The sequence below is a fragment of the Maricaulis sp. ABE4_448 genome (assembly GCF_056160825.1).
The window spans coordinates 533,569-551,723 of record NZ_JBSWXX010000001.1; the positions used below are offsets into that span (position 1 = coordinate 533,569).

The following is an 18,155-nucleotide window of genomic DNA, read 5'->3' on the forward strand; positions in this document are numbered from 1 at the left end:
GTCCTCCCGAATGGGCATGTTATTTCGCGCCGGCGAGGAAAGCGTTCATGCGCGCTCTTGTGTCCTCGCGGGCAATGCGGTCTAGAAATTCGTGCTTTTCGTGGTCGAGACGTCCGGCCAGGTCCGGTCCGGCGATCTGCGCGTCGAGCAGGCGCCGGGATGTCAGGGCCAGGCCAGGATCCAGCGGTTCGAGTGTAGCGAGCAGCCGGTCGGTCTCCGCATCCATGCCGCCCGTTTCCACCACCCGGTCGACAAGACCGATCGCCAGCGCTTCGCGGGCACTCAGCCGTTCGTCGAAGGCGAGCCAGCGTGCGGTGCGGGCGCAGCCGATACGCTCCGGCATCAGGGCCGTCCAGCCGCCATCCGGTGCAAACCCCATGCGGGCATAATAGGGCTGGATGAAAGCGGACGCGTCCATGAGGACCATGTCGGCGGCGAGCATCAGGCCCACCGATCCGCCTGTCACCGGTCCGTTGACGGCGGCGATGACCGGGCAGGGCATGGCACGCAGGCGCAGGATCACCCGGTTCAGCGTGCCGACCACGCGCTCCGAATAGGCCAGCAGCGCCTCGCGGTCGTCCGCGCGCGCACGGAACTCCCCGACATCGCCGCCGGAGGAGAAGGCGCGCCCGGCGCCCGTCAGCACGACAGCGCGGACATCGCCGGCGGTGTCCAGCGCTTCGAGACAGGCGTCCAGCAGGTCCGGGACGAGCGCATTGCCCCGGTGCGGCCGGTCGAGGACCAGCCGCAGAACGCCACCGCGCACCTCTGTCCGGACCGTGCCGGTCGATGTCGCGGCGGCCGCGCTCACGCTTCCAGACCCCGGCGGATCAGGTCGGCGGCCTTCCGCGCGACGTCCTCGGCGCTGCTGTCTGTGTCCCAGATGCCATAGCGCAGGCCGAGAAACACGCTCATCCCGATCAGCGCCCAGGCGCGCACCGTCTCGTCGCCCTCGCGGATCTCGCCGCGCTCGGCGGCCTCGGACAGATTGCGGCAATAGCGTTCTGCAAACCGGTCATAGTGGGCCTTGTAGGCGTCCGGTGCGACGAACTGGGCTTCCTCGATGATGCGGTAGAGATTGGGGTGGGCGCGGGCGAATTCGATATAGGCGACCAGGCCGAGATGCTCGGCCTCCATCCGGTCCTTTGCCCCCTTCACCCGTTCGGCAATCCAGCCGCGCACCATCTCGCCCATATGGGCGACGAGGGCGCGGAAAATCTCGTCCTTGGAATCGAAATAGACGTAGAACGTGCCCAGAGCCACCGATGCCCGGCGTGTGATGTCGCCGATCGATGTGGTGTGGAATCCGCCTTCCCCGAAAGCCCCTTCAGCCGCATCCAGCAGCTTCGCCCGGGTGCGCTGGCCGCGCGCGGTCTTCGGCTTTTTCGCCGTCGTCGTCGTGTTCAAAGTTGACATATGATTCAGTTTTCACAAAATTGCACCTGACGCAATATGGCATGAAAGCCAGGCCGGGGGAGGATCCAGGAGTTGTCGGAACCGTGCTGAATATCCGCTCGGACAATCCGGCCGGCCGTGACGGGGTGCTGAAAAGCCTCGCACTGCCGGATGGGACGGACATGGCCTACCGGGATACCGGGCAGGGGCCGGTCCTGCTGCTCGTGCATGGCTGGGCGGCCTCCGGACGGTTTTTCGATCCCGTCGTCGACCTCCTGAAACACGATTTCCGCGTCATTGTTCCGGACCTGCGGGCCCACGGACAGACACCGGCCGGTCCCGGCCGGCCCGATATCGATGCGCTGGCTGACGACCTCGTCGTGCTGTTGGACGCGCTGGATGTGACCGGTGTTGTCGCGCTGGGCTGGTCGATGGGGGCCCAAGTGCTCTGGAGCCTGATTGCACGGTACGGATCGGCCCGACTGGCCGGCCTCGTCGTCGAGGATATGAGCCCGCGCATTCTTAACACGCACGACTGGTCGCTGGGCATGTCCAGCGGCATGGATACGGCCGGCAGCCAGCGCGCGCTCGAGGCGATGCGCTCGAACTGGCCGGCCTATGCGGCCGCCTTTGTGCGCCACATCTTCTCCCGTGATCGCGCCAGCCGCGATCCGGATCTCATTCAGCGCGTACTGGTGGAACTGCGCCAGTGCGACGCCGAAGCCATGGCGGCCCTCTGGGAATCCATGGCCGGACAGGATTTCCGTCTGGCCCTGCCCGCCATGTCTCTGCCGGTTCTCGTGACCTGGGGAGAGGCCAGCCAGGCCTACAAGCCCGCCACGAGCCGGTATCTCGTCGACACCTTGCCGAACGCGCAGGGCAAGGCCTTCGCCCAATCCGGGCACGCACCGCATCTCGAGCAACCCGAAGAGTTCGCCGAAGCGGTCCAGCAATTCGCCAGCCAGGTCCAGGCCGGCGACACCCACCCAAAAAGTATCGAGGGGAGTTTCTCGTCATGAAGAAAACAATCACCAAAGCCGTCCTCCTTGCGAGCACGGTCGCCTCGGCCGCGCTGATCTCGGCGCCGGTCCTGGCCCAGAGCGATGCCGGCGCGGCTGAAACCCGCGACGTCATCACCGTCACCGCCCGCCGCCGCGAGGAAACGCTGCAGGACGTGCCGCTTTCGGTCTCCGCGCTGACCGGCGCCGAGCTCGAGCGCACGGGGGCCATCGACATCACCGCCGTGGCGGAAGTCACACCGAACGTCACGCTGGAAGTCTCCCGCGGCACCAACTCGACCCTGAGTGCCTTCATCCGCGGCATCGGCCAGCAGGATCCGGTCGCCGGCTTCGAGGCCGGTGTCGGCATCTATGTCGATGACGTCTATCTCAACCGTCCGCAATCGGCCGTTCTTGACATCTATGATGTCGAGCGGATCGAAGTGCTGCGCGGCCCGCAGGGCACGCTGTACGGCCGCAACACGGTCGGCGGTGCCGTCAAATACGTCACCAGCCGTCTCGATCCGGATGCGCCGTCCCTGGAAGCGCGCGTCAATGTCGGTTCCTACAACCAGCTTGACCAGATCGTGTCCGGCAGCGTGCCGCTGACCGACACTTTCCGCGTCGGCGCCGCTGTAGCCAACCTGCAGCGCGACGGTTTCGGCGACAATCTCTATACCGGCCAGGACAATTACAACAAGGACGTGCTGGGTTATCGCGTCAGTGCGGAATGGGAACCGACGCCGGATCTCTTCTTCCGTCTCGCCTATGACCATGTGGAAGACCAATCCAATCCGCGCGGCGGCCACCGTCTGATCCCCAGTGCGCCGGGCTATGCGACGAGCTATCCCGTGCTCGATGACGTGTTCGATACGCGCGCCGGTCTCGACGTGGTGGCACAGAATGTGGAAGCGGAAGGCATTTCGCTGACCGCCGAGTGGGAGATCAACGAGCACTTCACGGTCCGCAACATCCTGTCTCGCCGCGAAGATGCCTCGGTGACGCCGATCGACTTCGACAGCCTTCCGGAAGGCGATTTCGATGTGCCGGCGATCTACGAGAACGAACAGTTCTCCGAAGAACTCCAGCTGCTCTATTCCAGCGAGCGCCTGAACGGTGTGATCGGCTACTACTATCTCGACGCCAATGCCTACACGGTGTTCGACGTGCTGCTCGACACCACGCTGGCGGGCCTCAATGCCCAGACCTTCGGCGATGTGGATACCAAGACCTGGTCGCTGTTCGCCAACTTCACCTATGACCTGACCGACGAGCTGAGCCTCACGGTCGGTGGCCGCTACACCGAAGACGAGCGCACCTCGCGCGTTCTGCGCCGCACCTATCTGGGCGGTTTCTCGGAGTATTTCGGTGGCGCCGGTTTCTCGATCGCGACGACGTCGGATTTCCAGGGCACCAATTCCTGGGATGATTTCAGCCCGTCGATCTCGCTGGCCTGGCAGCCGGATGCGCAGAATAATTTCTACGCAACCTTCAGCCGCGGCTTCAAGGGCGGCGGTTTCGACCCGCGGGCCCAGACCAGCGGCGCACCGGACTTTGACCAGAACGGCACTGTCACCGAAGCGGAAATCTACGAGTTCATGAGCTTCGATCCGGAGACCGTGAACAGCTACGAGATCGGCTGGAAGTATGAAAACGGCCGCTATCGTCACGCCCTGGCCTATTTCTACATGGACTATACCGACGTCCAGGTGCCCGGTTCGGTGGGTATCGATACCGACAATGACGGCGTCAACGACACCTTCACGGGCGTCACGACGAATGCTGGTGCCGCCACCATCCAGGGCATCGAATACGAAGGCATGCTGGACATTGCCGACGATCTCTTCACGCCGGGCGACAATCTGAATCTGGGTTGGGCTGTCGGCATTCTGGACGGTGAGTACGACCAGTTCATCAACGCTTTCGGTGTCGACATTTCCAATGATGTGGAAATCCAGAACACGCCGGACATGACGGCCAGCGCCACGCTGACCTACATGACGCCGTTCGCGGGCGGTGACCTGGTCATGCTGGGCACGGTGAGCCATCGCGGCGACTCCACCCAGTTCGAAGTGCCCTTCGAGGCGCTCGACCAGGAAGCCTACACGCTGTTCAACGCCTCTGTGGTGTGGGACAGCGCCGACGATCGCTGGCAGCTGGGCATTCATGGCCGCAACCTGACGGACGAGGAATACATCGTCGCCGGCTATGACTTCGTCAACAACACGACCTTCGCACCGGAGCTGGGTCAGGCGGGTACGCTGACCGCCTACTACGGCAATCCGATGACGATCACCGGAACCATCGCGTTCCGCTACTAGGCACGGCCAGGGCGGGCTGGTCCCTCCCCGGCTCGCCCGAAAGCTGCCAGACTGGGCCGGCGCTGCGATCCGCAGTGCCGGCCATTCCCTTTCTCCCGTCCGGAGTTCCCGTCATGATGCGCACGCTTGGTCTCATTCTTCTCCTGCTGGCCGTGGTCGCCGGCATTGCCTGGTTCGTCTTCGGACGCGGCGGCTCCGAGCCGGCCCCGGAAGCGGCCATCGACTCGCCCTGGTGGGATGCCCAGGACCGGCTGGTCGATGTCGACGGTGTCACGGCGCGGGTGCGCGTCCAGGGACCGGAGGACGCACCGGTCCTCGTGATGATCCACGGCTTCTCCTTCTCGCTGGAAAGCTGGGATGACTGGGCAGATGCGCTGTCCGCTGACTATCGCGTCGTACGCATGGATCTGCCGGGCCACGGCCTGACCGGCCCGGACCCGCAGGCGCGCTACTCCGTGCCGCAAACGGTCGCATTCCTGGGCGGTCTGATGGACGCCATGGATATCGAGCGCGCGACGCTGGCGGGCAATTCACTCGGCGGTCTGGTCGCCTGGCGCTATGCCGCCGATCATGGCGACCGGGTCGAGAAACTCGTGCTCGTCGCGCCGGGCGGTTTCTCGATCAATGGCGTTACCGAGGACCCGGTCGATGTGCCGGTCGGCGTGCGCTTCTATCTCACCCAGGGCCCGCAGCCGGTCGTCGCCGGCGCGACGGCGGCGCTGTTCGGCGATCCGGCGCGCATGGATCCGGACCTGCCGGGCCGCGTGCAAGGGCTGATGCAGGGCGAGGGCGTTGGTGAGGCCATGGTGCAGCGGCTGGAAGTCTTCACCCTGCCGGCACCGGAAGCGGATCTGGCGCGGGTGACGGTGCCGGCGCTGATCCTGTGGGGCGGCCGCGACGCGATGGTGCCGGTCGATCACGCCGCCCGTTTCGAGGCGGCGATGCCGGATGCACAGCTTGTCGTCTATGACGATCTCGGCCACATCCCGCACGAGGAAGCACCCGAGCGGACGCTGGAGGATGTGCGGGCGTTTCTGAGCGAAAATTAGCGCCATTTCATCGCCACTGCGGTCGATGAAATTGCGCTGGCTTTTTAAGTGGCCGCATTTTCGGACCGCAAAACCGGTTCCCACTTTTGCTGAAAATCAGCGGCGGGCAGCAGCCTTCTCGGCGATCTCGGCCTGCAGGTCGGCCCAGTCCTGCGGGTCGACATCGCATTCACGCAGCACGACCACGCCCAGCCCGGTATCATTCGCCGGCGCTTCGGCCGTCAGAAGACGGCCCAGCGCGTGGGTGCGGGCGGTCTCGCGATTGAGACAGGGACGGTAGACGATCTCGCGCGCGGTGCGGTGCCGGTCGACGGCGCCCTTGCGGCGCAGGCGCTGCAGCATGGCGAGGGTCTCGCCGGCCGGACGGCGGGTCGCAACCGACAACTCGCCCACAGACGCGCCGCCGCGGTCCCACAGGATGCGCATCGTCTTGTGCTCGTCTTCGGTGAGGGCCTGTTCGTTCGCCATCTTTGTCATCCCCTTAGCCTTCTACGCCGCGGCCCGAATTGCAACACGCGCGGCCGTTAAGGTTTTGTTTGCAATTTCGGGGCCGGGCCGGATTGACGGATGAAGACTGCTCGTGTATTTCACCAATCAGCTATATAACTAATTGGTGAAATATGTCGGATCTCGACGTGACTTTTACGGCTCTGGCCGATCCCACCCGCCGGGCCATTCTCGCCCGGCTCGCCGCCGGGGAAGCGACGGTAATGGAGTTGTCCGAGCCCTTCACGCTCAGCCAGCCGGCGATCTCCAAACACCTCAAGGTCCTCGAAAAGGCCGGGCTGATCACGCGTAGCCGCGACGGAACGCGGCGGCCCTGCCGGATACAGGCCGAAACCTTGGCGCAGGCAACGCATTGGCTGGAAGACTTCCGACAGCTCTGGGATGCCCGCTTCCGGGCCCTGGACGATCTGCTCGACGACATGAAGGCCGGTCACGAGCCCGGCCCCCACGACCACTGATCACTCATTTTCCGGAGGAAATCCCATGTATCGACACACACTCGAGGTCGCGCCGAAAGGTGAACGCGAACTGGTCATGACGCGGCATTTCGATGCGCCAAGGGACCTGGTCTTCCGTGCCTTCACCGAACCGAAACTGGTCAGGCGCTGGATGTTGGGGCCGGATGACGGTTGGGTCCTGTCGGTCTGCGAGATCGATCTGCAGGTGGGCGGCGCCTACCGCTATGTCTGGACCCATGCCGGGCGCGGCGAAGAGATGGGAATGGGCGGCCGCTATCTGGAAATCGAGCGGCCGCACCGCATCGTGCATACCGAACAGTTCGATATGAGCTGGTACCCCGGCTCGGCCATCGTCACGACGCGCTTCGGCGAAGCGGATGGTGTGACGGCGTTCCAGATCACCATCACGTATGAAAGCCGCGAAGCGCGCGACATCGTGGCCGCCAGCCCGATGCGGGAAGGCGCCGGGGCCAGCTATGACCGTCTGGACGGCGTGCTGGCGGAGATTGCAGCCGGGCCGGAAGGCTAGGCAGAGCGCAGCTGATCCATGAAGCGGGCAACCTCGCTTTCCAGGCTGCGCGCCTGTCCGGCCATTTCACTCGACGCGTCGTGCACGCGGGTTGCCGTACTGCCGGTCTGCGAGAGGGTGGCGGACAAGTCCGAGACGGCGTGGGAGACCGTGCCGGCGCCGGCTGCTGCCTCGCTGATATGATTGGCGATCTCGCGCGTTGCGGCGCCCTGCTGGGCCATCGCCCGCCCGACTTCCGACGAGGCGTGTGACAACTCGCCGATCGTCGTGCTGACGCGGCCGATCGACCTGACAGCCTCGCCGGTACGCTCGCGGATCGCGTCAATGCGTGCGCGGATGGTCTGGGTGGCACGACCCGTCTGGCTGGCCAGCGCCTTCACTTCGGACGCTACGACGGCAAAACCCTTGCCGGCCTCACCGGCCCGCGCTGCCTCGATCGTCGCGTTGAGTGCCAGCAGGTTCGTTTGTTCCGCGACATCGTGGATCAGGGCGACGACTTCGCCGATCTCGTCGACGGCTTCCGCCAGCCCGTTGATGGTTTCGCGGGCGGTGCCGGACTCGGTCTCGGCGGTGTCCGCAGACCGGGCCGAGGCCTCGATCTGCCTCAGAATCTCGCTCGCCGAGGAGGACAATTCTTCGGTGGCGGTCGCGACGGCCTGGGCATTCTGGGATGTTTCCTGCGCCGCCATTGCGACCTTGTCCGTGTGACTGCCGGCCGCGCCGGTCGAGGCTTCCAGCGTGCGGGCGAGTTCCGCAAGCCCATCGGCTGCGGCGGCCTGGCGGGTGATGATCTCGCCGACCGCGCGGTCGAAGGCGTCGGCCATGGCCGCGCGCTGTTGCTGACGCTCAATGCGGGCCTCGGCTTCGGCGCTGGCCTGGCGATCACGCAATTCCTCCGCCGTACGCATTTCCCGCTGGAAAACATCGAGCGTGCGCGCCATGGCGCCGATCTCGTCGAGGCGGCCCTGACCGGTGACGGTGACCGGCTTGCCCGCCGCGAGATCCGACATGAGTTGCGTGATCTCGTTGACCGGCGATGTGATCGACCGGCCAATCGCCCAGCTGAGCAAGGCGACCAGCGCACCGGTGAGGCCGATCGCCGTAAGCATCAGCCTCTGTGCCGAGACGGAGGTTTCGGCCTGCCGGTCGGCGGCCAGGGTCCGGCCGGCATCGGCGTGCCCGGTCAGCGCCGCGAAACGCGGGTGGAGGGCGTCATAGGCCGCATCCAGTTCAGCCATCGCCGCATCGAGTTCGAGCCGGGTTTCGGCCCAGGCGTGGAAGCCCAGCTGGTAGTCATCCATCAACCCGTAAACATCGCGCGTGACCGTATCGGGATAGCCGCGGGTCTCCCAGATCTGCCGGAATTCCGCCACGCGGGCGTCGAGCCGTCCGATATAGGTCTCGCGGACGCGCATCATGAAGTCCTTTTCATGGCGCCGCATCATGAGCATTTTCACGGTCAGTTCCGCGTCCTCATAGGTCTCCAGCCGGGTTTCGACCGCATGGACAGCCTCGCGCAACGTGCCCTCCAGACCCTGGTCGGCCGACAGGCCGAGCCGTGTCATGATGGCCACGACGCGCTGGAAGGCGCCGGTGTAGCCGTCTGCCAGGGCATCGGCCGCGCTCAGTTCCTCGCCCAGGCCAGCAGCCTGGGGAAGCGCGCGGATCGCGTCGATCTCGCCCCTCAGGGCCTGCGCCTCGGCATTGAACGCCGCAACGATTTCGCTGTCGCGATGGAGCAGGAAGTCCTTTTCCAGGCGCCGCAATTCCAGGGCCGAGATTTCCAGCTGCCGGACCTGGCTGGCGACGCGGGCGAAGCCCCGCTCGTTCGCAGCAATCGTCTCGACGGTCGTCGCGTTCCAGAAGAACAGGCCGGCCAGGCCGGTGATCGAGACAAGCGCCAGACAACCCAGCGCGGCGATGCGTGTGGAGATACGAAAACGGTTCAGAAGTCGGAACATGAGGCGGGACTCTGCTGAGGTAGCCGGGAGACGGCGCGACGGCCGGAATACGCGTGAGCAGGTGCCGCCAAGGCGCTTAACAGCGTCTGAAGACAGGCATCCGCTGGCGCCGGTTTCACAAACATTTCACCGCCCTGTCACAGGCGGAGCGACTTCTCGATGGCGACGGCGAACCCGTTCTGTTCGCGCACCGCGCGACTGATGCGCGCGAGGATCATTCGGACGCATCCGCGCTGTCCGGCCGTTCCATGCGCCTGCGGCGAACGATGAAGAAGAAGCCCAGAGAGCCCAGATAGGCGAAGGCCAGCAGGACGCTGATCATCACCGGCATCGCGGCCATGCCCGCGCCGCCAGGGCCTGCGGGCCCCAGCCAGGCCAGATCCTCTGACCCGGCCGCTGTTTCATGGATATGCACGCCCAGGGCGGCAAAGTCGGAAAAGGCGAACAGGACCCCTGAACCGGTCATGACGACACCAATTGTGTAGAGCACGAGAAAAATGATCGCGACCCACAGCTCCATTCGGCGTGCCAGGAAGAAGGAGGCCGTCAGCATGGCGAAGACCAGCGCCATGTAATTGGAAAAAATGAAGTTGGCCGTGTTCAGGTATTCCGAGAACAGCAGCGCGAGTTCAAAATCCGTCATTCAGACCGTCTCCCCAGCCGGTTGAGTGGCACTGTTCAACATAACCGCCAGGGTTGGAAGGGGCATAGCGGGCGGCGGCGTCCCCCGCAGCGGAACCGTCTCGCGCTGACAGGCGGGAACCCGCGGCGGGCGGCTGCGTTACATGGGAGTGGGGAGCATGCTGACATTCTACCTTCGCCGCATCTGGCAATCGATCTGGTTCCTGCCGGCCATCTATGCCCTGTTGGCCGTTCTGGCGGTCGGCGTGGCGCCGGTCATCGGCGGTTATTTGCCGGAGAGCTGGGTCGCAGTGGTCGAAATCGATGCGCTGGCCGCGACCCTGAATATCCTGGCATCCAGCATGCTGGCCGTGGCCATTTTCTCGATGGCGACCATGTTCTCCGCCTTCCAGGCCGCCGCCAATTCGGCAACGCCCCGCGCGCGTCCGCTGCTGACGCAGGACCGCACCGCCCAAACCGCGATCTCGACCTTTGTCGGCGCCTTCCTGTTCAGCCTGCTGGGCCTGATCGGCGTCAATTCCGGCCTGTATGGCGAAGCGGCGGTTGTCGTTTTGCTCGCGCTGACCCTTCTGCTCGTGGTGCATGTCGTGGTGATGCTGATCCGCTGGATCGACCGGCTGTCCGGTTTCGGCGGGGTGGAGGAAGCCATCGCCGTGATCGAGGCCGCAACGCAAAAGGCGATCGACCGGGCGCAGGGCTGTCCCAATCTCGGCGCCAGCCGGCTTGATGAAATCCCCGGCGGCGCGCGGGCGCTGTGTCCGGCCCGGGCCGGGCATGTGCAGACCATCGATGTGGCCGCCCTGCAGGCGATTGCAGAGACGGCGGACGCACGCATCTACATCCTGTCACCGCCGGGCAGCTATGTCGGGCCGGGTGAACCGGCCGCCCATGTCACGGGCGGCGACGGGATCGGCGACGCAGTGCTGGAGCAGATCATCACGGCCCCGCGCCGCACGCTGGAGGAAGACCCCGCCTTCGGCCTGGTCATGCTGGCGGAAATCGCGTCGCGCGCGCTATCGGACGCCGTCAATGACAGTGGCTCGGCCCTGTCGGCGATCACGGCCATGACCCGTCTTCTGACCGGGATGTGCGGCCTGTTCGATGCGCGCGCAGACGATCCCGCCGATCGTGTCTTCATGGCGCCGCCGGACCCGGCCGTGCTGGTCACCAACGCCTTCCGTCCGGTCGCCCGTGACGGTGCGGACCGGGTGGAAGTCGGGATCAGCCTGCAAAGGGCGCTCGGCGTTCTCGCCGCGGTCGATCGGACGGCCTTCGGCGAACCGGCGCGTGTCATGAGCCGCGAGGCGCTGGCCCGGGCCGAAGCCGCCATGCAATACGCCCCCGATGTCGATGTGTTGACGGCAGCGGCGCCGTTCGAGTGATCCTGCGAACGAAAAACGCCCCGGCCGAAGAGCCGGGGCGTTCCTGGTCAAGGGCTGGAGAGACCCTTAATCCTGTTCGTGCAGCCAGGCGGCGTGTTTGGGCGCTCGCTTGGTCTGGCTCCATTCCTCGATCATCGGACGGGCGACGCGCTTGAGCTCGGCCATTTGTTCCTCGGTGCCGGTATTGGCTGCGAGTTCCAGGCGGTGGCCGTTCGGATCGAAGAAGTAGATCGACTTGAAGATGCCGTGATTGACCGGGCCGAGAACCTCCAGCCCTTCCGCCTCGATGTGCGCCTTGGCGGCCAGGAGGGCGTCCATGTCCTCGACCTCGAAGGCGATGTGCTGGACCCATTCCGGCGTATTGCCGTCGCGGCCCATTTCCGGCGAGTTGGGCAGTTCGAAAAAGGCCAGGACATTGCCCATGCCGGCGTCCAGGAAGACGTGCATGTAGGGGTCCGGCGCCTTGGTCGAGGGGACCTCGTTCTCGGCGATGGCGAGTTTGAAATCCATGCCCATGACGCGTTGGTAGAACTCGACGGTCTCCTTGGCGTCCTTGCAGCGATAGGCAACGTGGTGGATGCGCTTGAGATTGACGCTCATGTCTGCCTCCTCATGAGGGAGATGTACCTTGGGTACGTGTCCCGGGAAATTTCATCCTTCCCCTTGATGGGGAAGGGCGCCGGTTTGGGGACATGTACCCAAGGCACATGTCCCCAAAAGCCCGCCTACGCGTTTTCCGTTTCCTTCGGCTTCAGCACGCCGCGATTGATCTGGTCGCGTTCGATCGACTCGAAGAGCGCCTTGAAATTGCCCTCGCCGAAGCCCTCGTCTTCCTTGCGCTGGATGAATTCGAAGAAGATCGGGCCGATCGCCTTCTCGCCGAAAATCTGCAGCAGCAGGCGGGGCTGGCCGCCCTCGGTCGTGCCGTCGAGCAGGATGCCGCGCTTCTGGAATTCCGCGACCGGTTCGCCATGGCCGGGAAGACGCTCGTCCAGCATGTCGTAATAGGTGTCCGGCGGCGGGGTCATGAAGGCAACGCCGCACGCTTTCAGCTTGTCCCAGCATTCCAGGAGATTGTCGCAGGAGAAGGCGATGTGCTGGATGCCTTCGCCCTTGTATTCGCGCAGATATTCCTCGATCTGGCCGACGCCGTCCGACTTCTCCTCGTTCAGCGGGATGCGGATCAGACCGTCCGGGGCCGTCATGGCGCGCGACAGGAGGCCGGTATACTCGCCCTTGATGTCGAAATAGCGGATCTCGCGGAAGTTGAAGAGGTCCTCGTAATACTTCGCCCAGTAGTCCATCCGGCCCTTGTAGACATTGTGGGTGAGGTGATCGATCACGTTGAAGCCGCAGCCCTTCGGATGACGGTCGACGCCCTCGATGTATTCGAAATCGATGTCATAGATCGATTGGCCGTCCTGGAACCGGTCGATCAGGTAGACGGTGGCGCCGCCAATGCCGCGGATCGCCGGCAGGCGCAGCTCGGAGACGCGTGTTTCGGTCTCGACGGGCTGGGCACCCTTTTCCAGGGCCATGGCGTAGGCGCGCTTGGCATTCTTGACGCGAAAGCCCATGCCCGAGGCAGACGGGCCGTGCTCGGCGGCGAAAAAGGCGGCGGGTGTGCCGGGCTCGTAATTGATCAGGAAGTTGATATCGCCCTGGCGCCACAGCTCGATGTCCTTGGAGCGGTGATTGGCGATGTGGGTAAAGCCCATCGTCTTGAAGACGGGTTCGATGAGGCCGCGTTCCGGCGCCGTGAACTCGACGAATTCGAAGCCGCAAAGGTCCATCGGGTTTTCGAACAGGTCTGCCATGTTTCGTCTCCAGAGTCGGGGTTCCGCGCCGAAGGCCAGACAGGCCGTCACGACGCCCATTGGAGCGGGACAATACGCGTTTGGTTGCTATTGCGTCAAGTTGTGATCGCAACTAAAATGCCGGCATGAGTGAACCGCGATCCCTGTCTGCCGACACGCCGGGCGATGCCATCCAGCTGGACAGCTACTGGCCCTACCAGGTCACGGTGCTGGCCGACCTGATTTCACGGCGCACGGCCGAGATCGTGCGACGCGAGGGCGATCTCAACCTGTCGCAATGGCGGGTTCTTGCCGCTATTGCCGAACGGCCGGGCCGGACCGCCGTCGAGGTCGTTGCGATGACGCCGATGGATAAGGGGATCGTCAGCCGCGCCACCAAGGCGCTGCTGCTGGCGGGCCTCCTGGTCCGGGAAGCCTCGCAGGTGGATGGCCGGGTCAGCCATCTCTACCTCACGGACAAGGGCGATGCGCTCTATCAGCGTCTGCGTCCGCACGTGGAGGCAGTGGCCCAGGCGGCAAACGCGGTGCTGGCGCCGTCCGATCAGACCGATTTCTGTGCCCTTGTCAGGCAGCTCGCGGACGCCATGCCCGTCACGCCCGAAAGCCGCTAAAAAACGCGCTCATCAAATATCACGCACGGGCCGCTTTGCTTTGTGTATAGACGATATCCGGAGGCGCCGGTGCTGGTCAGAAACCTCGTCATCGCTTTGATGCATATTGTCATCGCAACGGCTCTTGCCGCTGTGGCGGCGACGTGCGCGCGGGGCATACTCGGCGAGGCACTGCACGAGGCGCGCGCGGAAACCCTGCAGACCTACATCCGCATGCGCGGCGATCGCGAGCAGGCCGTGTTCGACCGGGCCGAGGCTTTCATCCACGCGGCAGAGGCGGCTTTTGTGCGCCGGCTTGGAACGCTGAGCGATGAGGAAGTCGAGAGCGGGTTCGACCGCTTCTTTCCGCCTCATGGCGATGGTACCCGCCGCAGCGCACCGGACCTGTTCGACGGGGCCGATCTGGATGGCGGCGATCACACCTACGGTGTCGGTGCATTTCTCGGCGATGGCGAAGCCATGACGCTGGAGGAAAAGCGGCGTTATCTGGCGGGGCTGCATGTCGTGCGGACGGTCGGCGAGGCTTGGCTGCAGCAGTTTTCCAGCCTCTACTATTTCACGCCTGACCGGCGGATGGTGATGTTTGCGCCCGAACGTGAGGATCGGCTGGCATTCTACCGGTTCGAGGCACCGGCCGATTTCCCGCTGCAGGCGGACGAGGATCCGCGCCTGTTCTCGCGCGAGACCAATCCGGACGGCGTGATGCAGTGCACCCAGCTGTCGCGCTTCGTCTACCGCGATGCCGGCGAGCGCTCGGCGACGGCCTGCCGCAAGCCGGTTCTTGATGGCGATGCCCTTCTGGGCGCGTTCGGGACTTCGATCATGATGAATGACCATCTTGCAAGCGCTCTGGAAGAACCGCCGGCGGGTGGCGTCAATCTCATCCTGGGGCGCGATCAGCAGGTGATTGCGCGCGGGCGTCCGGCTGGTGAGGATGATGATGTCCGTGTCGACCCGGCTGCGCTGGCGGGCTTGCTCGCCGATGACCCGCGGCCGCGCGGCATCGTGCGTGCCGAGGCGCTGGGGCAAATGATCGCCTTCAGCCGGGTTGCCGGTCCGGACTGGTACTTCGTCTCCGTCGTGCCGTTGGCCGATATAGAGGCCACGGTTTCCGGGCGCACGCGCCAGGTCTTCCCGATTGTCTTCTTTGTCGCGCTCGTCATGTCGGGCCTGGCCAGCCTCGTCTGGCACTATCTGCCGGCTCTGCGCCTGCCCGGCCGGGCCGTGACCGGCATGGACGCGCGCCGCTATGACAACGGGCACCGGATAAGCCCTGCCACAGAATAAGCACTGGCCAGCCCGCGTCTCACAGCGTATGAGGGCGCGCCCTTTCACCACAGGAAAAGTAGAGCCCATGAGCGCGTCCCTCGACAAGCTGCGCAACATCGCCATCGTGGCGCACGTCGACCACGGCAAGACCACGCTGGTCGACCAATTGCTGCAACAGTCCGGTACGCTGGGCGAACGGGCCAATGTGTCCGAACGGATGATGGATTCCAACGACCTGGAAAAGGAACGTGGAATCACCATCCTGGCCAAGAATACCGCAGTGACCTGGGGTGACTGGTCGATCAATATCGTCGACACGCCCGGCCACGCCGATTTCGGCGGCGAGGTTGAGCGCGTGCTGTCCATGGTCGATGGCGTGCTGCTGCTCGTCGATGCGGTCGACGGTCCGATGCCGCAGACCTCTTTCGTGACCAAGAAGGCGCTGGCCCGCGGCCTGAAGCCGATCGTCGTGGTCAACAAGGCCGACCGCCCCTCCGCCCGTCCGGACTGGGTTGTCGACCAGACCTTCGACCTGTTCGACCGCCTGGGCGCGAATGAGGACCAGCTCGACTTCCCGGTCGTCTATGCCTCGGCCCTGCAGGGCTGGGCGTCGAATGAGGCCGGCGAGACCGGCACCGACATGAAGCCGCTGTTCGAGATGATCACGGCGCACACGCCGAAGCCGGATGTCGATCCGGACGGCCCGCTGCAGCTGCAGGTCTCGGCGCTGGACTATTCCTCCTTTACCGGCGTGATCGGTATCGGCCGCGTTGCGCGCGGCCGGGTGAAGAAGAACCAGCTCGTCACCGTTGCCAAGGCCGATGGCCGCCAGGTGAAGGGCAAGATCCTGCAGATCTTCGGCTTCCACGGTCTCGACAAGGTCGAGCGCGACAGCGCCCAGGCCGGTGATATCATCACCTTCACCGGCATTGAGGACCTGAAGATCTCCGACACGGTGTGCGATCCGGACCATGTCGAGGCGCTGCCGCTCCTTTCGGTCGACGAGCCAACCCTGTCGATGACCTTCCAGGTCAATGACAGCCCGTTTGCCGGCCGCGAAGGCAAGTTCGTCACCTCGCGCAATATCAAGGACCGGCTCGATCGCGAGCTGATCCACAATGTGGCGCTGAAAGTCGTGCAGCAGGACGATGCCGACAAATTCACCGTCTCCGGCCGTGGCGAACTGCACCTGTCGATCCTGATCGAGACCATGCGCCGCGAGGGTTTCGAGCTGGCCGTGGGCCGGCCGCGCGTGGTCCTCAAGGAAGAAAACGGCGAGACGCTGGAGCCGTTCGAGAGCCTCACCGTCGATGTCGAGGAAGAGAACCAGGGCGCCGTCATGGAACGCCTCGGCCAGCGCAAGGCCGAGATGAAGAACATGGTGCCGGATGGCAATGGCCGGGTGCGGATCGACTATATCGTCCCGACCCGCGGCCTGATCGGCTTCCGCTCGGAATTCCTGACCCTGACCTCCGGCTCCGGCCTGATGTTCCACACCTTCGACCATTACGGATCGCGCAGCCAGGGCGAGCTTGGTCAGCGTCACAATGGTGCGATCGTCTCGATGATCGACGGCAAGGCGCTGGGCTTTGCCCTGTTCAACCTGCAGGAACGCGGCAAGCTGTTCATCGGCCATGGCGTGGAAGTCTATGAAGGCATGATCATCGGCGTGAATGCCCGTGAAGAGGACATGATCGCCAACCCGACCAAGGGCAAGAAGCTGACCAATATGCGCGCCTCGGGCACCGACGAGAACATCGTCCTCACCCCGCCGGTCCGCCTGACGCTGGAATACGCGCTGGAATTCATCAATGACGACGAACTCGTCGAGGTGACCCCCCAGTCGATCCGCATCCGCAAGGTCTGGCTGAAAGAGCACGAGCGCAAGAAGGCCAGCCGCGCCGGGTAGGGCGCTTCCCGGACCCAAGAACAATAAAGGCGCGCGGGCCGGTCCCGCGCGCCTTCTTCATTTGTGCCGAAGCCGGGCCTAGAGAACCTCGAACAGGCCCGCTGCGCCCATACCGCCGCCAACGCACATGGTGACGACGACGTATTTGGCGCCCTGGCGCTTGCCCTCGATGAGGGCGTGGCCGACCATGCGGGCGCCGGACATGCCGTAGGGGTGGCCGATCGAGATCGCGCCGCCATTCACATTCAGCTTGTCGGCCGGAATGCCCAGCTTGTCCTGGCAGTACAGCACCTGGACGGCGAAGGCCTCGTTCAGCTCCCACAGACCGACATCGTCAGCCTTGAGACCGAAGCGCTCGAGCAGTTTCGGAACGGCGAAGACCGGACCGATACCCATCTCGTCCGGCTCGGTGCCGGCCACGGCCATGCCCATATAGCGGCCCAGCGGCGCCAGGCCGCGCTTGGCTGCCAGTTCCGCTTCCATCACCACGCAGGACGACGCGCCGTCGGAAAGCTGCGAGGCATTGCCGGCGGTGATCGTGCCGCCTTCGACCACAGGGTTCAGGCCTTGCAGGCCTTCCAGATTGGTCTCGGGGCGATTGCCCTCATCCTTTTCAAGGAAGACCTCCTGTTGAGAGGTTTCGCCGGTGGCCTTGTCGACCACGATCTTGGTCGACTTCATCGGCACGATCTCATCGTCGAACTTGCCGGCGGCCTGGGCAGCGGCGGTGCGCTGCTGCGACTGCAAGCCGTACTCGTCCATGCGGTCACGCGAGATGCCGTAGCGCTTGGCAACGACTTCGGCGGTCTGCAGCATCGGCATGTAGATGTCCTTGTGCATCGCGACGAGTTCCGGATCCGGCGCGACCCGCATCTCCTTGGTCTGCACCATGGAGATCGACTCGACGCCGCCGGCGACGACGACATCCATGCGGTCGACGATGACCTGTTTGGCGGCCGTCGCGATCGTCATCAGGCCCGAGGAACACTGGCGGTCCATCGACATGCCCGCCACGGTGACCGGCAGGCCGGCGCGCAGGGCTGCCGTGCGGCCGATCGTGTGCTGCACGCCCTGCTGCAAGGCGGCACCGTAGATCACATCCTGGACTTCGGCCGGATCGATCTTTGCGCGTTCGACAGCCGCGGCGATGGTGTGACCGGCCAGGGTCGGCGAAGGCGTGGCATTGAAAGCGCCGCGATAGGCCTTGCCGATCGGGGTGCGGGCGGTGGAGACGATGACGGCATCACGCATGGAGATTCTCTCGTTCTTTGTTGACCGGCAGGGTGTCCGGCGTTGATCCGGTGGCC

The 18,155-nt window shown here is 64.8% G+C and carries 17 protein-coding genes; 9 read left to right on the forward strand and 8 right to left on the reverse strand.

The window, feature by feature from the left end; all coding sequences use genetic code 11:
- Positions 1-19: 19 nt before the first annotated feature.
- Both ACXAJV_RS02635 and ACXAJV_RS02640 read right to left on the reverse strand, forming a co-directional pair.
- A complete protein-coding gene (locus tag ACXAJV_RS02635) occupies positions 20-811 on the reverse strand; it encodes an enoyl-CoA hydratase/isomerase family protein (RefSeq protein WP_475081606.1) in 792 nt (263 codons plus the stop codon).
- Complete coding sequence (locus ACXAJV_RS02640) at positions 808-1,416, reverse strand: TetR/AcrR family transcriptional regulator (RefSeq protein ID WP_475081609.1); 609 nt, start codon at positions 1,414-1,416, stop codon at positions 808-810. Before ACXAJV_RS02640 ends, ACXAJV_RS02635 begins: the two co-directional genes overlap by 4 nt.
- A gap of 83 nt (positions 1,417-1,499) precedes the next feature.
- Here ACXAJV_RS02640 and ACXAJV_RS02645 point away from each other — a divergent pair, with 83 nt between their 5' ends.
- The 3 genes from ACXAJV_RS02645 to ACXAJV_RS02655 all read left to right on the forward strand — a co-directional run bounded on the left by ACXAJV_RS02645 (position 1,500) and on the right by ACXAJV_RS02655 (position 5,763).
- Positions 1,500-2,414 (forward strand): alpha/beta fold hydrolase, encoded by a 915-nt coding sequence (locus ACXAJV_RS02645; protein ID WP_475081611.1) that lies wholly within the window; start codon positions 1,500-1,502, stop codon positions 2,412-2,414.
- Complete coding sequence (locus ACXAJV_RS02650) at positions 2,411-4,714, forward strand: TonB-dependent receptor (RefSeq protein WP_475081614.1); 2,304 nt, start codon at positions 2,411-2,413, stop codon at positions 4,712-4,714. Before ACXAJV_RS02645 ends, ACXAJV_RS02650 begins: the two co-directional genes overlap by 4 nt.
- Positions 4,715-4,827: 113 nt before the next feature.
- A complete protein-coding gene (locus tag ACXAJV_RS02655; protein ID WP_475081617.1) occupies positions 4,828-5,763 on the forward strand; it encodes an alpha/beta fold hydrolase in 936 nt (311 codons plus the stop codon).
- 96 nt (positions 5,764-5,859) lie between these two features.
- On the opposite strand, the gene ACXAJV_RS02660 is transcribed toward ACXAJV_RS02655, so the two are convergent.
- Positions 5,860-6,231 (reverse strand): BlaI/MecI/CopY family transcriptional regulator, encoded by a 372-nt coding sequence (locus tag ACXAJV_RS02660; protein WP_475081620.1) that lies wholly within the window; start codon positions 6,229-6,231, stop codon positions 5,860-5,862.
- Positions 6,232-6,383: 152 nt separating this feature from the next.
- Between ACXAJV_RS02660 and ACXAJV_RS02665 the strand changes: the two genes are divergently transcribed.
- Positions 6,384-6,728, forward strand: a complete 345-nt coding sequence (locus ACXAJV_RS02665; protein WP_475081621.1) for an ArsR/SmtB family transcription factor — start codon at positions 6,384-6,386, stop codon at positions 6,726-6,728.
- Between the two features lie 25 nt (positions 6,729-6,753).
- Entirely contained in the window at positions 6,754-7,257 is a 504-nt protein-coding gene (locus ACXAJV_RS02670; protein WP_475081624.1) for an SRPBCC domain-containing protein, read from the forward strand.
- Here the strand turns inward: ACXAJV_RS02670 and ACXAJV_RS02675 are convergent.
- Both ACXAJV_RS02675 and ACXAJV_RS02680 read right to left on the reverse strand, forming a co-directional pair.
- A complete protein-coding gene (locus tag ACXAJV_RS02675; protein WP_475081627.1) occupies positions 7,254-9,218 on the reverse strand; it encodes a methyl-accepting chemotaxis protein in 1,965 nt (654 codons plus the stop codon). The genes ACXAJV_RS02670 and ACXAJV_RS02675 overlap by 4 nt on opposite strands.
- 214 nt (positions 9,219-9,432) lie before the next feature.
- Complete coding sequence (locus ACXAJV_RS02680; RefSeq protein ID WP_475081628.1) at positions 9,433-9,861, reverse strand: hypothetical protein; 429 nt, start codon at positions 9,859-9,861, stop codon at positions 9,433-9,435.
- A 157-nt stretch (positions 9,862-10,018) separates the two neighbouring features.
- On the opposite strand from ACXAJV_RS02680, the gene ACXAJV_RS02685 reads away from it, so the two are divergent.
- Positions 10,019-11,242, forward strand: coding sequence for a DUF2254 domain-containing protein (locus tag ACXAJV_RS02685; RefSeq protein ID WP_475081631.1), 1,224 nt, complete (start codon positions 10,019-10,021; stop codon positions 11,240-11,242).
- Positions 11,243-11,308: 66 nt separating this feature from the next.
- On the opposite strand, the gene ACXAJV_RS02690 is transcribed toward ACXAJV_RS02685, so the two are convergent.
- On the reverse strand, positions 11,309-11,842 hold the full coding sequence (locus tag ACXAJV_RS02690; RefSeq protein ID WP_475081633.1) for a VOC family protein: 534 nt from the start codon (positions 11,840-11,842) through the stop codon (positions 11,309-11,311).
- A gap of 125 nt (positions 11,843-11,967) precedes the next feature.
- Positions 11,968-13,059: a 4-hydroxyphenylpyruvate dioxygenase gene (hppD, locus tag ACXAJV_RS02695; RefSeq protein ID WP_475081635.1), complete on the reverse strand. Its 1,092-nt coding sequence runs from the start codon at positions 13,057-13,059 to the stop codon at positions 11,968-11,970.
- 125 nt (positions 13,060-13,184) lie between these two features.
- Between hppD and ACXAJV_RS02700 the strand changes: the two genes are divergently transcribed.
- From ACXAJV_RS02700 to typA, 3 genes are all read left to right on the forward strand, one after another.
- Positions 13,185-13,670, forward strand: coding sequence for a MarR family winged helix-turn-helix transcriptional regulator (locus tag ACXAJV_RS02700; RefSeq protein WP_475081638.1), 486 nt, complete (start codon positions 13,185-13,187; stop codon positions 13,668-13,670).
- Positions 13,671-13,739: 69 nt separating this feature from the next.
- Positions 13,740-14,957 (forward strand): hypothetical protein, encoded by a 1,218-nt coding sequence (locus ACXAJV_RS02705; protein WP_475081640.1) that lies wholly within the window; start codon positions 13,740-13,742, stop codon positions 14,955-14,957.
- Between the two features lie 67 nt (positions 14,958-15,024).
- The gene (gene typA, locus ACXAJV_RS02710) at positions 15,025-16,848 is read left to right on the forward strand and encodes a translational GTPase TypA (RefSeq protein ID WP_475081642.1); all 1,824 of its coding nucleotides are present in this window, start codon (positions 15,025-15,027) and stop codon (positions 16,846-16,848) included.
- A 78-nt stretch (positions 16,849-16,926) separates the two neighbouring features.
- Here the strand turns inward: typA and ACXAJV_RS02715 are convergent, their stop codons facing one another.
- Entirely contained in the window at positions 16,927-18,099 is a 1,173-nt protein-coding gene (locus ACXAJV_RS02715) for an acetyl-CoA C-acyltransferase (protein ID WP_475081643.1), read from the reverse strand.
- Positions 18,100-18,155 lie beyond the last annotated feature (56 nt).

Bases quoted from the DNA above. Each gene is read 5' to 3' on its own strand.
- ACXAJV_RS02675 (WP_475081627.1), bottom strand. From the start codon at position 9,218: ATGTTCCGACTTCTGAACCGTTTTCGTATCTCCACACGCATCGCCGCG.
- ACXAJV_RS02670 (WP_475081624.1), top strand. From the start codon at position 6,754: ATGTATCGACACACACTCGAGGTCGCGCCGAAAGGTGAACGCGAACTG.
- ACXAJV_RS02650 (WP_475081614.1), top strand. From the start codon at position 2,411: ATGAAGAAAACAATCACCAAAGCCGTCCTCCTTGCGAGCACGGTCGCC.
- ACXAJV_RS02685 (WP_475081631.1), top strand. From the start codon at position 10,019: ATGCTGACATTCTACCTTCGCCGCATCTGGCAATCGATCTGGTTCCTG.
- ACXAJV_RS02700 (WP_475081638.1), top strand. From the start codon at position 13,185: ATGAGTGAACCGCGATCCCTGTCTGCCGACACGCCGGGCGATGCCATC.
- ACXAJV_RS02690 (WP_475081633.1), bottom strand. From the start codon at position 11,842: ATGAGCGTCAATCTCAAGCGCATCCACCACGTTGCCTATCGCTGCAAG.
- ACXAJV_RS02640 (WP_475081609.1), bottom strand. From the start codon at position 1,416: ATGTCAACTTTGAACACGACGACGACGGCGAAAAAGCCGAAGACCGCG.
- ACXAJV_RS02715 (WP_475081643.1), bottom strand. From the start codon at position 18,099: ATGCGTGATGCCGTCATCGTCTCCACCGCCCGCACCCCGATCGGCAAG.
- ACXAJV_RS02680 (WP_475081628.1), bottom strand. From the start codon at position 9,861: ATGACGGATTTTGAACTCGCGCTGCTGTTCTCGGAATACCTGAACACG.
- typA (WP_475081642.1), top strand. From the start codon at position 15,025: ATGAGCGCGTCCCTCGACAAGCTGCGCAACATCGCCATCGTGGCGCAC.
- hppD (WP_475081635.1), bottom strand. From the start codon at position 13,059: ATGGCAGACCTGTTCGAAAACCCGATGGACCTTTGCGGCTTCGAATTC.
- ACXAJV_RS02655 (WP_475081617.1), top strand. From the start codon at position 4,828: ATGATGCGCACGCTTGGTCTCATTCTTCTCCTGCTGGCCGTGGTCGCC.
- ACXAJV_RS02665 (WP_475081621.1), top strand. From the start codon at position 6,384: ATGTCGGATCTCGACGTGACTTTTACGGCTCTGGCCGATCCCACCCGC.
- ACXAJV_RS02660 (WP_475081620.1), bottom strand. From the start codon at position 6,231: ATGGCGAACGAACAGGCCCTCACCGAAGACGAGCACAAGACGATGCGC.